The sequence below is a fragment of the Pseudomonas sp. IPO3747 genome (genome assembly GCF_013385245.1).
Taxonomy (GTDB): Bacteria; Pseudomonadota; Gammaproteobacteria; order Pseudomonadales; family Pseudomonadaceae; genus Aquipseudomonas; species Aquipseudomonas edaphica.
In genome coordinates this window covers 519,603-533,966 of the sequence record NZ_JACAQL010000002.1, presented here as the reverse complement: position 1 = coordinate 533,966, position 14,364 = coordinate 519,603, and the positions used below count along the sequence as shown (strand labels likewise).

Here is a 14,364-nt window from a genome sequence, read left to right as displayed (position 1 = left end):
TGCCTGCGATGGCATCACCTGGGTTTGCTGATAGACCGAGGTGTCTGCATCGCAGCGGTGCGACGATTCGACAAGCCAGCTCCCACACAAGCCGGTGCAGGCTGCACCGCCGTCTTGCGCCCGAGCATCACCGTAATGATCACGCCACACGCAAACACCCAGGTAATCGGCTCGATATGTTCACCAAAGAACAACGCCGAAAACGCGATGGTAAAGAATATCTGCAGCAGCTGAATCTGGCTGACCCGCGCAATGCCGCCCATGGCCAGCCCGGCGTACCAGGCGAAGAACCCCAAAAACTGCGAGAACAGCGATACATACCCAAACGCCCACCAGGTGCGCATGGAAATCGCGCCTTGATGCTGCGCCGCCAAGTACCACACCGGGCCGATCAATACTGGCGTCGACAGCACCAGCGCCCAGCAGATCACCTGCCAGCCGCCCATTTCCTTGGCCAACCGGCCGCCTTCGGCATACCCCAGGCCGCCCACGGCAATCGCGCCGAGCATCAGCAAATCGCCGGCCTGGATACTGCCCGCGCCAGTGATCAACGCATAACTCAGCACCAACGCACTGCCCAGCGCTGCGCAGGCCCAGAAGGCTTTTGACGGCCGCTCATGTGACAGCCACGCCGCATACAGTGCCACGCACAGCGGTTGCAAACCGTTGACCAGCGCGCCATGGGACGCCGGCAAGGTTTGCATGGCCCAGGCCGACAACACCGGGAAACCCAGGATCACCCCGGCAATCACCAGGCACAGACCGCGCACCTGGCGCCAGGTTGGCCAGCGCTCGCGTCGCCACAACAACAGCGCTGCTGCCGGGATCGCCGCGAACAAGGCGCGCCCGAGGCCATTGAGCAAGGGGTGGATTTCCTGCACCACGATACGGGTGAAGGGCAAAGTCAGGCTGAAGATGACGACGCCCAGCAGGCCGAGGGCCATGCCGGTGTTTTCGCGCGAGCTCATGAGTGGGGACCAGAATCTGGAGGGCTTCAAGGGAAGCCCATCTAGCCACAACCCTCGCTGATTAAGGGCCTACAGCTGGTCGCAGATTTATCCGTACAGTTTCAATCTTTAAGCTGGCAGGCACGGCGCCATCGCGGGCAAGCCCGGCTCCCACAGTTGATCTCTATCGTCTGATGGACCGAGATCTTCTGTGGGAGCTGGCTTGCCTGCGATGGCGTCACCCTGGTCTTTAGAAGAACCGCGTAATGCTGACCTTCGCATCGCGGCCCTTGGTGTAGGCACGATCACCGCTCAAGGCCGGGCGGAAGTTGTTGTTGAACAGGTTGTCCACGGTGAAGTTCACCTCGGTGCCTTTGAGGTAGGCCTGTTGCGGTTTCCATTTGGCGAACAGGCCTTGGGTGTTGTAGGCCTTGTTGCCGTACTGGTCGTAGAACAGGTCGCCCAAACTGCTGCCCGGGCCGCCGGAATATTTGTCACTCGGCAAGCGATCGGTCGCGCCAATGAACTGGCCCATCCAGCCCACCTGGGCATCCCAGGCCGGGATGTTGGTGCCCACTACCAGCACCCATTTGGTCGGTGGAATGTCACGTGCCGGTACATCCGGCCCCCACGGGTTGGTGTAGGCGCCTTCGTGTTCACCCTTGGCGTAGGCGAACGACACCGAGCCGAACAGGTAGGTGGAGTTGTAGAAAGACTCCAGCTCAAAACCCTTGATGGTCAGGCCGCCGATGTTGCGGTAGTTGGACATCGCCCCAGGCGGGCAAGCGTTGGCAATGGTGCCGCCGTTGATGGCCTGGTTTTGGCAACCAACGCCGGTGGCCTTGAAGATTTCATCTTCGACTTTGTTGTGGAACAGCGTGGCGCGTACTTGCAGGTTATCGTCCTGGGCGATCAGGTTGTCGAAGCTGGTGACGCCACCCAGGGTAATCGAGGTGATGCGCTCCGGGTCGAGGTCGACGCTGGTGGCGGTGCGGCTGCCCAGGCCTTGCACTTCATATTGCTCGTCGATCACCGGCGCCCGCCAAGTCTTGCTCCAGTTGGCGAACAGCCCCAGGTTCGGCGTGACGTTCCAGAACAGCGCCAGGCGCGGCGACCAGCCGGTGTAAGTGCGGTCGCTGTAATCGTGGCCGAAGGACGGGTTCGGGTTGTTGTAGTACGGCGCGTCATTGCCTTCGCCACGGTTGCGCACATGGTCGTAGCGCAGCGACGGGGTGATGGTCACGTCGCCCACGGTGACTGCGTCCTGGACAAAAAAACTGTTGGTGTCGACCTTGCCGTGGGGCATGAAACCCGGCTGGAAGTGCCCGTAGTTGTAGCGCGCGGTGTTGTAGGTGGTGCCGGGCATCCACATTTCGGTTTCGCGGATGTGCTTGCGGATTTGCCCGCCGACGGTCACCGCATGCTGCAAGGGGCCGGTGTCAAACAGGCTGACGTTGCGGATGTCGAGGTTCTTGTCGGTGTAGGCGGTGTCCATCTTGCGCCCGCCGGTGGCCAGTTGGAAAAACGCGGTGGCGTCGCGTTCGTCGGTCTGGTCGGTATTGGACTGGGAATATTTGACGGTCAGGTCGATCAGCGGGTTATTCACCGGCGTGTATTCGTACTTGCCTGACCAGGTGGTGTCAGTGGTGTCACGCTGGGCTAAAAAACGCTTCAGCGCGTTTTCGTAACCGTAGCGGTCGATGTTGGCCTGGGTCGGCGGCGTCGGGTAGCTGGCGGCGGAGAATGGTGTCCAGCGGTTGCTGTGGGAGCGCGAGTAAGAGAGGCCAACGCTGTGCTCCTCGGTGAAGTGGGCGTTGACCTTGAAGAGTTTGCCGTCCACATCCTGGGCACTGTTGGGCAGGCGCTGCGGGTTGACCGGGTATTCGTTGTTGTCGTTGGGCAGTTTGGCGGCCACCTTCATGTCGCCGCCGTCGCGCTGGGTCAGGTAGGCCAGCGCGTCGAAACGCCCGTCGTCGGTGCGGCCGTACACGGCACTGCTGTAGATCTGTTCGTGGTCATTGCTGGAGTAACCGTATTTGAGCATCGCGCCGCTGTTGCGACCGTCTTGCAGCAGGTCCGGGGCGTCCTTGGTGGTCATGTTGACCGTGCCGCCAAAGCCGCCGTTGCCGGTGAACGGCGAGTTGGGGCCTTTCTCGACCTCGATGCTCTTGATCAGCTCCGGCTCGATAAACACGGTGCCTTGCTGGTAGCGCTCAAAGCCGGTTTTGGTGGCGCCGTCGACGGTCATCGGCACGTCTTCGGCATCGCCGAAACCTCGAATATTGATGGTCTGGCCACCAGGTTTCAGTGAGCCGCCCTGGCTCACGCCGGGCAAGGTCTGCAACAGGCTGGGGATGTTGTTGGACTGGTAGCGGTCAATGTCGGCCTGGGTCATGGTCGAGCGGTTGACGGTGCTGGAGTCGACTTCGTTACCGGTGCCGATCACGCTGAGGGCATCCAGCTGGATGGCGCCGCTGTGGGTGGTCTTGCCCTCGTCGGGGCGCACCACGTAGGTGTTGCCGACTTTGATCAGGGTGAACTCGCCGTTTTTCAGCAAGCTGCGAATCGCCACTTCCGGGCTGAATTCACCGTTGAGCGCCGGCGCCTGCACATGTTTGAGCAGTGTCTCATCGAACAACAGCTGGATTTTCGCCTGCTGCGCGACAAAGCTCAGGGACGTGGCCAGCGATTGGGCAGGCAGTTGCAGCCTGAGCGACTCGGCCTGGGCGTTGAGGCTCAAGGCCATGCAGGTGGCAATAAGGGTCGGTCGAAGAAACAGGTGCGGAGCGTGGCAAGGCGCGCGAAACATGAAATCCCCCGGGGTGGCTAAATAGCCAAAAGGTGTGCGTATCCAACACAGTCGGGAGGAAGACGGGGCAGCTGCAAAAAACCACACATGCGAATGCAAAATATTCTCAAGTGTGATGCTTGCAGGCCTTACTTGAGTGGTTCGATGCGGACAATGCCATCGGCCGAGGCCACGGTTTTAACCGGCAGCAGCGCGGGCAGGGCGCTGAGCAGGGCATCCGGGTCATTCACATCCAGATTGCCCGAGACCTTCAGTTGCGCCACGGCTTTGTTGACCTGCAAGGGCGCTTGAGGCCGGTAGAGGCTCAGTTCATCGATCAGGCTGGCCAACTCCCGATTGCGAAACGACAGGTGCCCACTGCGCCAGTCGGCCACTTCTTCGGTGGTGAGTGTCTGTTGCTGCACGGTGCCCTTGGCGTAGCTGTACGTGGCACGTTGCTGGGCGCTAAGCAACGCCACCGGGCTTTTGGCGTCCGGCTCGAAGGCGACCTGGCCGTGGGCGACGCTGACCACCAGTTGTTGCTGGCTGCGTCGCACGTCAAACCCGGTGCCGACCACCCGCACATTGGCCTCGCCGGCTTGCACGTAGAGCGGGCGCTCTTTGTCGGCGGCAACTTCGATAAAGACCTGGCCCTTGTCCAGGTGCAGGATGCGTTGATGCGCATTGAAGTCCACGCGTAGGTGGGTGTTGGCATTCACATACAGCGTGCTGCCGTCGGGCAAGGCGAGGGTGCGCATGCCTTTGGCGTGCCCGGCAATCTGGCTGTGGAACAGCGCGCGGGGTGCACCGATATTTGTCGTCAGCACGGCGCAGACCAGTGCGGCGGCCACGGCCAGAGCCGGGCGCATTATCGAGGGTTTACGCTTGGGCAGCGGTACGGGTTTATTCAGTTGCTGCAACTGGGCGAGGTCGTCCCACAGTTGTTCGAATTCGGCATAGGCACGGGCGTGGGCGGGCGTTGCCTGCCAGGCGGCAAAGGCTTTGCGCTCGGCCCGTGCTGCGCCATTACGGTTGCGGGCAAACCAGCTGGCGGCTTGGGCATCGATGGAGTCGCTCGCTTCGATGTCCAGGGCGTCGATGTCGCTCAGGCGGTTCATTCTGGCTGCTCCGTGCCGGGTTCTGGTTGAAGGCGTCGCTTGCAATGCAGCAGGGCAAAAGCGATGTGCTTTTCGACCATGCTGGTCGAAATGCCCATGCGTTCGGCGATCTGCGCCTGGCTCAAGCCTTCGAAGCGGTGCAGCATAAGGGCTTCTCGCCTGCGGGGCGAGAGTTCGGCAAGGACTTCTTTCAACTGTTCCAGGCGTTGCAGGCGCTGCGCGGCGGCCATGGGGTCGTTTTGTGCGTCGGTGACCGGCTCCGTGTCAGCGTCGGCCGGGTCGGAGTGAGCGCTTTGGCGTACCTTCTGTTTACGCCAGTGATCGCGCAACAGGTTGCGCGCCATCTGGAACAGAAACGCCCGTGGCTGCTCGACCTTGGCGCGGTCGCGGTAGTCCAGCCACTGGGTGAAGACATCCTGGGTCATGTCCGCCGCGTCGTTGGCGTTGTCCGTGCGCTTGCGCAGGAAATGCAGGATATCTGCATAAAACCCGCGAAAGGCATCGGCCGACAACGGGTCGGGCTTGGGACGAGACATGGATATCCTTCTTGAGGAAGCACGACGTAGATAAGTCGCGAATGATATCGAGAACTATTGTCATTTGTCTCTATGTAACGGGTTCATGGGTTCAAAAATGTGGGAGCTGGCTTGCCTGCGATAGCGATGCAAGCCAGCTCCCACAGAGGACCGCGGTTTTAGCGCAGTAATGCTTTGAGCTGTTCGATCCCAGCCTCACCCAACGGGAACACCGGCAAGCGTGGATCGCCCGCCTCCAGGCCGGTCAGCCGCAACCCGGCCTTGATCGTCGCCGGCAAACCGCCTTTGAGGATGAACTCCAGCAACGGCAACTGGCGATAGAACAGCTCCCGCGCCAGTGTCAGGTCATTGGCCAGCACCGCGTCATACAACTCCAGGTTCAGCTGCGGGATCAGGTTCGGCGCGGCCGTGCACCACCCCTTGGCACCCGCCGCGAAGGCTTCCAGCGCCAGCGGGTTGCAGCCGTTGTAAAACGGCACGTCGCTGTGGCGGCGCAACTGGTGCATGCGCTGAATATCGCCGGTGCTTTCCTTGACCATGGTCACGTTCGCCACCTGCTTGACGATGCGCAGGATCAAGTCCACCGACATGTCCGTGCCACTGGTAGCCGGGTTGTTGTAAAGCATGATCGGCACGCCGACGCTGTCGCCAATCGCGGCGTAGTGGGCGAGGATTTCCGCTTCGCTGAGTTTCCAGTATGAGGCCGGCAGCACCATCACCACATCGGCGCCATTGGCTTCGGCATAACGGGCGCGACGCACGGCCTTGGCGGTGGTCAAGTCAGACACGCTGACAACAGTGGGTACGCGCCTGGCGATTTTCGCAAGGCTGTAGGCGCTGACCTCATCCCACTCCGCATCGCTCAAATACGCGCCTTCACCGGTACTGCCCAAAGGCGCGATGGCGTGTACGCCGCTGTCGATCAGACGGTCGATGGAGCGGCCGAGGGCGTCGAGGTCAATGCGCTGGCCGTCGGCGCTGAACGGGGTAATGGTGTAGCCGATGATGCCGTGAATAGTGGGGGTGGGCATGGGAGGTCTCCGCGTGAAAAAGGGCAATCAGTTCAGGCAATCGGCGTGTTTGCGCAGGTTCTGCCGGGCGTAGTAGTTGAATGCGGCGCCATGGCGCTTGGGCTTGGAGATCCAGTCATGGGCCTCGCGACCCAACTCCGGCAGGATCGGCTTGATGGTGCCCGCCGACATTGCCAGCAACTGCAACTTGGCCGCGCGCTCGATCAACTGCGCGATGACGCAGGCTTCCTCGATGCTTGCGCCGGTGGACAGCTGACCGTGGTGCGAGAGCAGAATTGCGCGCTTGTCGCCCAAAGCTGCTGTGATGATTTCGCCTTCTTCATTGCCCACCGGCACGCCCGGCCAGGCTTCCAGGAAGGCGCAATCTTCGTACAGCGGGCACAGGTCCATATGCGACACCTGCAGCGGCACTTCGAGCATCGACAGCGCGGCAATATGCGTGGGATGCGTATGGATGATGCAGTTCACATCCGGCCGCCCACGGTAGACCCAGGTGTGAAAACGGTTGGCCGGGTTGGGAATGCCATGCCCCTCGAGTACTTCAAGGTCTTCGTTGACCAGTAACAGATTGCTGGCGGTGATTTCATCGAAACCCAGGCCCAGTTGCTGAGTGTAATAGGTGCCAGGCGTTGGTCCACGTGCGGTGATCTGCCCGGCCAGGCCGGAGTCGTGTCCGTGTTCGAACAGGATGCGGCAAGTGAGCGCCAGCTTTTGCCGGTCGGTCCACGTATTATCCGCCAGGCTGTTTTGCATCTGGATCAGTGCTTGCTTGACCAGTTGGTCTTTGGGAAGTGCTAATGTCTTGGCCATATCGGTGTCCTTTGGGTTAGAGCAAATGACACTAAAGATGCTATATGACACTTTGTGTCATTGGCAAGCGTGATTCTGCCTTTTCTGCAGGGATTAACCGCAGCACATGTCTATCCGTTTGAAATTATTGAGAAAAAAACTTGGCGTAACCCTGGAGTCCCTGGCCGAAAAGTCCGGGATGACCAAGAGTTATCTGTCCAAGGTCGAGCGTGGGCTCAACACACCGTCGATTGCTGCCGCGCTGAAACTGGCCAAGGCGTTGAACGTGAAGGTCGAAGAACTGTTCAGCGAAGACAACGTCAGCCTCGACAGCTACAGCCTGGTGCGCAGCCACGAACGTCCCGACACCGCGCCGGGTTATGCCGTGTTGGCCCATCAGGTCAGCGAGCGCAGCCTGCTGCCGTTCATCATCTACCCGCCGGCAGAATTCACCGACAAGACCTTCAAGGAGCATCTGGGCGAGGAGTTTTTGTTTGTGCACGAAGGCCAGGTGGAAGTGGATTTCATGAACGAACGGGTGATTCTGGAACGGGGCGATGCGCTGCACTTCAATGCACAGAAACCTCACCGAATTCGCTCGGTGGGGCAGGTGCAGGCGCAGTTGCTGGTGGTGGTGCACAGCAGCGACGAGTGACTGTGTTCCCAGGCTGGAACACAGTCACTGTGGGAGCTGGCTTGCCTGCGATAGCGGTGGGCCAGTCAGTACTGTCTTAACTGACACACCGCTATCGCAGGCAAGCCAGCTCCCACAGTTGATCTTCGTTGTTCAGTAGATCAGCGTTCGACGGGTACTGAGAGTGCGGCATTACCCAACGGATGCGTGCGCGCCGCAAAGAACTTCAGCTCCACGCCACTGCCGTCAAACAACTGCGAATACCGGCGCTTCTGCTGGCGGATAAACCCGTCACTGCGGCCCGACACCGAAATTGCCAGTGTCGTCAGTCTGGCCTGGCGGATCGCGTCCACCAAGTGGCTGTCCTGAGCCCCCAAGTCATGGCCGAAGATGCACAACGCGCCTTCATGACTCAGCAACTGCTCGTAGCAGAACGACAAGTAATCCGAACTGCGAATGGTCTTGAGCTTCTCCTCCACCTTGCCCTCGCTGACAAACAACGGCACATCGTCCAACGTCTTGATCGTGTTGTTTATTGCAAAGCTGCTGAGCAAGGTGCTCTCGGTGGTCGGCAATTTGCGCGCGGTGCCGTCGAGGTTGCGCACCAGGTGCAGGCCGCCGTGCAGGTAGAGGATGCGCGTGGCGTCGGTGCGGGTGTTGCGCAGGTCGAAGCTGGCGTCGGCGCTGCGGAACAGGTCGTCGATGCCCGGCGTGTGCAAAATCGCCCAGTAGTTGAGCAAATCGTAATTGCTGGTGAACACCGTCGCGTAGCGCTTCAGTTCAGTGTTGATCGTCGCCAGTGTCGACGGCTGCACCAGGCGCCACGGAATGTGTACGGCGTGGATGGTGTTGATCAGCGCTTCCTTGATCGCGTAATAACGATTGCGCGGTGCCGCCGAGCTGACCGCCAGCGCCTTGTTGACCCGGCTGGTGGTCTTCAAGGCGCCCAGCGCTTGCTCGAAACTGCGGGTTTGCAGGGCGTCGAACACGCTGAGTTCGGATGGGCTCAGGGGCTTTTCTTCGACGGTGCGGGCGTTTTCGAACAGCGAGTCGTAGGCAAAGTCTTCCCAAATCGCACGGCTGGCGCCATTGCCGATCAGAATCCCATTGAAGTCGATGGCGCTGCGCAGTGCGCTCCAGTCTTCAAGGTGGGCGTCAATATCCTGGAAATCCTTCATTGCGGCGGGTCTACTCGAAATCGGCTGGGTGGTGACTTTATCATGAGCGGGCGTTGATCCTGATCAAGATGCGCCACGCGTTAGCGGTTGATTCTGTCGGCATACCGCCTCCGAGGATTGACCATGAGCAGCACCTTTTTTATTCCCGCCGTCAACATCATGGGCACCGACTGCCTCGACGAAGCCATGACGGCCATCCGCAACTACGGTTTTCGCAAGGCGCTGATCGTCACCGACGCCGGGCTGGCCAAGGCCGGCGTGGCCAGCATGATCGCCGAAAAGCTGGCGATGCAGGACATTGACTCGGTGATCTACGACGGCGCCAAGCCTAACCCCAATGTGGAGAACGTCGAGAAAGGCCTGGCGATGCTGGAGGCCACCGCCTGTGATTTTGTGGTGTCCCTGGGCGGCGGTTCGCCCCATGACTGCGCCAAGGGCATCGCGTTGTGCGCCACCAACGGCGGGCACATCGGCGACTATGAAGGTGTCGATCAGTCGAGCAAGCCGCAGTTACCGCTGGTGGCGATCAACACCACCGCCGGCACGGCCAGCGAGATGACCCGTTTTTGCATCATCACCGATGAAACCCGCCATGTGAAAATGGCCATCGTCGACCGCAATGTCACGCCGCTGCTGTCGGTCAACGACCCGACGCTGATGGTCGGCATGCCCAAGGGGCTGACGGCGGCCACTGGCATGGATGCGCTGACCCATGCGATCGAAGCCTATGTGTCGACGGCCGCCACGCCAATCACCGATGCCTGTGCGATCAAGGCCATGGAACTGATCAGCGCCAACCTGCGTCTGGCGGTACGTGATGGCAGCGACAAAGCCGCGCGGGAAAACATGGCGTATGCGCAGTTCCTCGCCGGGATGGCCTTCAACAATGCCTCGCTGGGGTTTGTGCACGCCATGGCCCACCAACTCGGCGGCCTCTACGACCTGCCCCACGGCGTGTGCAACGCGGTGTTGCTGCCCCATGTGCAAAGCTTCAACGCCAGCGTGTGCGCCAAACGCTTGAGCGACGTGGCGCGCGCCTTGGGCGCCGATATCAAGGGCATTACCCCGGAAGAGGGCGCCCAGGCGGCCATCGTCGCTATTCGCGCCTTGGCCCATGACGTTGAGATCCCGGCCGGTTTGCGCGAATTGGGCGCCAAGTTGCAGGACATTCCGCTGCTGGCCACCAATGCGTTGAAGGATGCCTGCGGTCTGACCAACCCGCGCCGGGCGGATCAGCGACAAATTGAGGAGATATTTCGCAGCGCGTTCTAAAGGCGGCAGCTGCACGCCGCAAGCGTTAAGCTACAAGTTGAACGGTATTTAACTTGAGCATGAAGCTTGCGGCTTGCCGCTGAGGTCACCTGATGAGAGTTCTATTATTCGGCGCCACCGGCATGGTCGGCCAAGGCGTGCTGCGCGAGTGCCTGCTGGCCGCTGACGTGCAGGAAGTGGTCGCCGTGGGCCGCACGCCGCTGACCCAGGAACACGGCAAGCTGCACCAGGTGTTGCACAGCGACATGCTGGACTTCCAGCCGCTGGAAAACCTGCTGCAAGGCTTTGATGCATGCTTCTTCTGCCTCGGCGTGTCGTCGGCGGGCATGAATGAAGCCAAGTACACCCACCTCACCTATGACCTCACCCTGGTCGCCGCCAGCACCTTGGCGCGGCTCAATCCGCAGATGACCTTTATCTATGTGTCCGGCGCCGGCACCAACAGCTCCGAGGCGGGCAAGTCGATGTGGGCGCGGGTCAAGGGCAAGACCGAAAACGCCTTGCTGCGCTTGCCGTTCAAGGCGGTGTACCTGTTTCGGCCCGGGGTGATTCAGCCGTTGCATGGCGTGCGCTCGAAAACGCCGCTGTATCAATCGTTCTATACCGTGCTCGGGCCGCTGTTGTCGTTTTTTCGTCGGGTCAAACCGAGCTGGGTGGTGAGCACCGAGACCGTCGGCCTGGCGATGTTGGCGGCGGCGCGTCATGGCGCGCCGCAAGCCGTGGTGGAGCAGGCCGAGATCAATCGCCTGGCCAGCGAGCCGCGCTGATGCTGCACAAAAGCCTGGTGCGTCGCCTTGACCTGATCACTCTGCAACTGTTCGTCGCAGTGTTTGAAGAAGGCACGCTGACCCGCGCTGCGGCCCGTGAAGCCATCGCCGTGTCGGCAGCCAGCAAGCGCCTGATGGAGCTGGAGCAGGTATTGGGCGTGAGCCTGTTCGTGCGCCGTGCCAAGGGCATGGACCTGACTGCGGCGGGCGAAACATTGCTGCACCATGCGCGGCAGATGCTGTTCAACGTCGAGAAAATGGGCCTTGAACTGGGCGAACACAGCCACGGTGTGCGCGGTTATGTGCGCATGCTGGCGAATCTGTCGGCGATCATTCAGTTCCTTCCGGAAGACCTGCGCGACTTTTCCCAACGGCACCCCGAGGTCAAGACTGATCTGGAAGAGCGCCCCAGCAACGGCGTGGTCCAGGGCGTGCTGGACGGGGTGGCAGACCTGGGCATCTGCTCCAGCGACACTGATACCAAAGGCTTGCCCAGTGTGCTGTATCGCCATGACAAGCTGGTGGTGTTGATGCCGGCGGAGCATCCCTTGGCCGCACGCCAAACCCTGGCCTTCGAGGAAACCCTGGGCAGCGATTACGTGGGCCTGCACGCCGCCAGTTCGATCAACATGCGTACCCATGCCGCTGCGCGTGAGGCCGGCAAGATGCTGCGCCTGCGTATCCATGTGCCGGGGTTTGATGCGATGTGCCGGATGGTCCAGGCGAATATGGGCATCGGTATTTTGCCGCAAAAAGCCTATGAGCTGTTTGGTCGCGCGCTGGGGTTGCATGCGGTGCCGCTGACCGACACGTGGTCGGATCGCAGCTTGATTGTGGTGGTGCGTGATGAAGCGCAGTTGTCGCCGGTGAGCCGGTTGTTGTTTGACTACCTGCGCACGCCACTGACGTGAGGAAACCCTGTGGGCCTCATCGCGGGCAAGCCCGGCTCCCACAAGGGGCCGCATTCCTCCTGTGGGAGCCGGGCTTGCCCGCGATAGCGATCTGACTGACACCGACACCTAATAGCCGTTCGCATTTCGCGAACGCTCCTTGCCAACTGACGGTTGGATTTATCTTCCCTCTGTCCTCTAGCCTTGGCTGCATATTCCAAGAACAAGAGGACCATCCCATGACAGCGCCATTGAGCGGTATCAAGGTGATTGAAATCGGCACGCTGATTGCCGCGCCGTTCGCCGCGCGGATGCTGGCCGAGTTTGGCGCCGAGGTGATCAAGATCGAAGCCATGGGCCAGGGCGACCCGCTTCGTAAATGGCGAAAGCTGCACGAAGGCACGTCGCTGTGGTGGTACCTGCAATCGCGTAACAAAAAGTCGCTCGCCCTGGACCTCAAGTCCCCGGAAGGCCTGGGGTTGATCAAGCAATTGCTGGGCGACGCCGACGTGCTGATCGAAAACCTGCGCCCTGGCGGCCTGGAGAAACTCGGCCTGGGTTGGGACGTGCTGCATGCGCTGAACCCCAAGCTGACTCTGGTGCGTATCTCCGGCTACGGCCAGACCGGGCCTTACCGCGATCGCCCAGGGTTTGGTGCGATCGGTGAGGCCATGGGCGGCATTCGCTACACCACCGGCAACCCCGACTCTCCGCCGGCGCGGGTTGGCGTCAGCCTGGGTGACTCTCTCGCCTCGTTGCACGCGGTGATCGGCGCGCTGATGTCGCTGCTGCGGGTCAAGACCGGGCAGGGCGAGGGGCAGGTTGTCGATGTGTCACTGGCCGAAAGTGTGTTCAACCTGATGGAAAGCCTGGTGCCCGAATACGACATGCTCGGCCATGTGCGTGAGCGCAGCGGCGGCGCCTTGCCGGGTATTGCGCCGTCCAACACCTACCTGACTGCCGACGGCGCCTATGTGGTGATCGCCGGCAACAGTGACCCGATCTACAAGCGTCTGATGCACACCATCGGCCGTGCCGACCTGGCTGAAGCGCCGGAGTTTGCCCACAACGACGGCCGCGCCACCAAAAGTGGCCTGCTCGATGCGGCCATTACCCACTGGACCAGCAGCCTGCCTATCGACCAGGTGCTCAGCGCGCTCGAAGCCGCCGAGGTGCCGGCCGGGCGCATTTACTCGGTGGCCGATATCGTCAGCGACCCGCACTACCAGGCGCGTGACATGCTGCTCAATGCCCAATTGCCCGGCGGCGTGTCGGTGAAGATGCCCGGCATTGTGCCCAAACTTTCTGAAACCCCCGGTGGTGTGAACTGGCAAGGCCCGACCCTGGGCCAGCACACCGATGACATCCTTGGCAGCCTGGGCCTTACCGGCGCCGATATCCAGCGCTTGAAAACCGCGGGAGTGGTGCAATGATCACTGATTATTCTGACGCGCTGATCGTGCAGGAAGTGTCCCCGCGCGATGGCTTGCAGATCGAACCGACGTGGGTTGAAACCGCCGACAAGATCACGCTGATCAACGCGCTGGCGCAGGCCGGTTTTTCGCGAATCGAGGCGGGCTCGTTCGTGTCGCCCAAGGCCATTCCCGCGTTGCGTGATGGCGAGCAGGTGTTCCAGGGCATTGAGCGCCGGGCCGGTGTGATTTATGTGGCGCTGATCCCCAACCTCAAGGGCGCCCAGCGCGCCATCGAGTCGCGCGCCGATGAGCTGAACCTGGTGATGTCCGCCAGCCAGACCCACAACCTGGCGAATATGCGCATGCGTTGCGAGGCATCGTTGGCGGCGTTTGGCGATATCGTCAGCTTTGCCGCCGACCACCCGGTGCGGCTCAACGGCAGCATTGCCACCACCTTTGGCTGCCCGTTCGAAGGCAAGATCGATGAAGACCGCGTGCTGCAAATAGTCGACGCCTATCGCGAGTTGGGCATTCAGGGCATCACGTTGGCCGACACCACCGGCATGGCCAATCCGCGACAGGTCGAACGTTTGGTCAAGCGCGTGCTGCAACAGGTGCCGGCCAGCGATCTGACCCTGCATTTTCACAATACCCGTGGCCTGGGTTTGTGCAATGTGCTGGCCGCTTACGAGGCTGGAGCCCGCCGGTTTGACGCGGCATTGGGTGGCCTCGGCGGTTGCCCGTTTGCACCGGGCGCGTCAGGCAATATCTGCACCGAAGATTTGGTCAACCTCTGCGAAGAGGTCGGCATTCACACCGGCATCGACCTGCCGCACCTGTTGCAAATGTCCCGTCGCTTGCCGGCCTTGCTTGGGCATGAACTGCCCGGCCAAGTGGCCAAGGCCGGGCGCAATGGCGACCTGCACCCGCCACCGGCTTACATCGCCACGCTGTAACGCGCTACCAGACAACAAAAACAATCGGGCGCCTGCGAGCAGC

13 protein-coding genes are annotated in these 14,364 nt (G+C 61.3%); 6 read left to right on the top strand and 7 right to left on the bottom strand.

The features are described from left to right. Nucleotides 1-14: 14 nt before the first annotated feature. From HX790_RS03800 to HX790_RS03775, 6 genes are all read right to left on the bottom strand, one after another. Complete coding sequence (locus tag HX790_RS03800) at nucleotides 15-968, bottom strand: DMT family transporter (protein ID WP_017137270.1); 954 nt, start codon at nucleotides 966-968, stop codon at nucleotides 15-17. Between the two features lie 229 nt (nucleotides 969-1,197). Then, nucleotides 1,198-3,756 carry a TonB-dependent receptor gene (locus tag HX790_RS03795; protein WP_176991252.1) on the bottom strand — a complete coding sequence of 853 codons (2,559 nt, stop codon included), beginning with the start codon at nucleotides 3,754-3,756 and terminating at the stop codon, nucleotides 1,198-1,200. A gap of 128 nt (nucleotides 3,757-3,884) precedes the next feature. Continuing rightward, nucleotides 3,885-4,853 carry a FecR domain-containing protein gene (locus HX790_RS03790; protein ID WP_169985460.1) on the bottom strand — a complete coding sequence of 323 codons (969 nt, stop codon included), beginning with the start codon at nucleotides 4,851-4,853 and terminating at the stop codon, nucleotides 3,885-3,887. Next, the gene (locus tag HX790_RS03785) at nucleotides 4,850-5,389 is read right to left on the bottom strand and encodes an RNA polymerase sigma factor (RefSeq protein WP_017137273.1); all 540 of its coding nucleotides are present in this window, start codon (nucleotides 5,387-5,389) and stop codon (nucleotides 4,850-4,852) included. Before HX790_RS03785 ends, HX790_RS03790 begins: the two co-directional genes overlap by 4 nt. Nucleotides 5,390-5,547: 158 nt before the next feature. Next, nucleotides 5,548-6,420 (bottom strand): dihydrodipicolinate synthase family protein, encoded by an 873-nt coding sequence (locus HX790_RS03780; protein ID WP_176991251.1) that lies wholly within the window; start codon nucleotides 6,418-6,420, stop codon nucleotides 5,548-5,550. A gap of 27 nt (nucleotides 6,421-6,447) precedes the next feature. Further along, on the bottom strand, nucleotides 6,448-7,230 hold the full coding sequence (locus HX790_RS03775) for an aldolase (RefSeq protein WP_017137275.1): 783 nt from the start codon (nucleotides 7,228-7,230) through the stop codon (nucleotides 6,448-6,450). Between the two features lie 106 nt (nucleotides 7,231-7,336). Between HX790_RS03775 and HX790_RS03770 the strand changes: the two genes are divergently transcribed. After that, nucleotides 7,337-7,864: a helix-turn-helix domain-containing protein gene (locus HX790_RS03770; protein ID WP_058421756.1), complete on the top strand. Its 528-nt coding sequence runs from the start codon at nucleotides 7,337-7,339 to the stop codon at nucleotides 7,862-7,864. 140 nt (nucleotides 7,865-8,004) lie between these two features. Here the strand turns inward: HX790_RS03770 and HX790_RS03765 are convergent, their stop codons facing one another. Continuing rightward, entirely contained in the window at nucleotides 8,005-9,021 is a 1,017-nt protein-coding gene (locus HX790_RS03765) for a DUF4917 family protein (RefSeq protein WP_099548612.1), read from the bottom strand. A 123-nt stretch (nucleotides 9,022-9,144) separates the two neighbouring features. Between HX790_RS03765 and yiaY the strand changes: the two genes are divergently transcribed. The 5 genes from yiaY to HX790_RS03740 all read left to right on the top strand — a co-directional run bounded on the left by yiaY (nucleotide 9,145) and on the right by HX790_RS03740 (nucleotide 14,321). Then, nucleotides 9,145-10,293, top strand: a complete 1,149-nt coding sequence (yiaY, locus tag HX790_RS03760; RefSeq protein ID WP_017137278.1) for an L-threonine dehydrogenase — start codon at nucleotides 9,145-9,147, stop codon at nucleotides 10,291-10,293. Between the two features lie 92 nt (nucleotides 10,294-10,385). Further along, nucleotides 10,386-11,060, top strand: a complete 675-nt coding sequence (locus tag HX790_RS03755) for an NAD(P)H-binding protein (RefSeq protein ID WP_138453635.1) — start codon at nucleotides 10,386-10,388, stop codon at nucleotides 11,058-11,060. Beyond that, the gene (locus tag HX790_RS03750) at nucleotides 11,060-11,971 is read left to right on the top strand and encodes a LysR family transcriptional regulator (protein ID WP_017137280.1); all 912 of its coding nucleotides are present in this window, start codon (nucleotides 11,060-11,062) and stop codon (nucleotides 11,969-11,971) included. Before HX790_RS03755 ends, HX790_RS03750 begins: the two co-directional genes overlap by 1 nt. Before the next feature lie 218 nt (nucleotides 11,972-12,189). Next, nucleotides 12,190-13,383: a CaiB/BaiF CoA-transferase family protein gene (locus HX790_RS03745; protein WP_176991250.1), complete on the top strand. Its 1,194-nt coding sequence runs from the start codon at nucleotides 12,190-12,192 to the stop codon at nucleotides 13,381-13,383. After that, nucleotides 13,380-14,321, top strand: coding sequence for a hydroxymethylglutaryl-CoA lyase (locus HX790_RS03740; RefSeq protein WP_017137282.1), 942 nt, complete (start codon nucleotides 13,380-13,382; stop codon nucleotides 14,319-14,321). Before HX790_RS03745 ends, HX790_RS03740 begins: the two co-directional genes overlap by 4 nt. The last annotated feature ends 43 nt before the right edge of the window (nucleotides 14,322-14,364 follow it).

Coding starts and splice junctions, on each gene's coding strand:
- HX790_RS03800 (WP_017137270.1), bottom strand. CDS start 968: ATGAGCTCGCGCGAAAACACCGGCATGGCCCTCGGCCTGCTGGGCGTC.
- HX790_RS03795 (WP_176991252.1), bottom strand. CDS start 3,756: ATGTTTCGCGCGCCTTGCCACGCTCCGCACCTGTTTCTTCGACCGACC.
- HX790_RS03790 (WP_169985460.1), bottom strand. CDS start 4,853: ATGAACCGCCTGAGCGACATCGACGCCCTGGACATCGAAGCGAGCGAC.
- HX790_RS03785 (WP_017137273.1), bottom strand. CDS start 5,389: ATGTCTCGTCCCAAGCCCGACCCGTTGTCGGCCGATGCCTTTCGCGGG.
- HX790_RS03780 (WP_176991251.1), bottom strand. CDS start 6,420: ATGCCCACCCCCACTATTCACGGCATCATCGGCTACACCATTACCCCG.
- HX790_RS03775 (WP_017137275.1), bottom strand. CDS start 7,230: ATGGCCAAGACATTAGCACTTCCCAAAGACCAACTGGTCAAGCAAGCA.
- HX790_RS03770 (WP_058421756.1), top strand. CDS start 7,337: ATGTCTATCCGTTTGAAATTATTGAGAAAAAAACTTGGCGTAACCCTG.
- HX790_RS03765 (WP_099548612.1), bottom strand. CDS start 9,021: ATGAAGGATTTCCAGGATATTGACGCCCACCTTGAAGACTGGAGCGCA.
- yiaY (WP_017137278.1), top strand. CDS start 9,145: ATGAGCAGCACCTTTTTTATTCCCGCCGTCAACATCATGGGCACCGAC.
- HX790_RS03755 (WP_138453635.1), top strand. CDS start 10,386: ATGAGAGTTCTATTATTCGGCGCCACCGGCATGGTCGGCCAAGGCGTG.
- HX790_RS03750 (WP_017137280.1), top strand. CDS start 11,060: ATGCTGCACAAAAGCCTGGTGCGTCGCCTTGACCTGATCACTCTGCAA.
- HX790_RS03745 (WP_176991250.1), top strand. CDS start 12,190: ATGACAGCGCCATTGAGCGGTATCAAGGTGATTGAAATCGGCACGCTG.
- HX790_RS03740 (WP_017137282.1), top strand. CDS start 13,380: ATGATCACTGATTATTCTGACGCGCTGATCGTGCAGGAAGTGTCCCCG.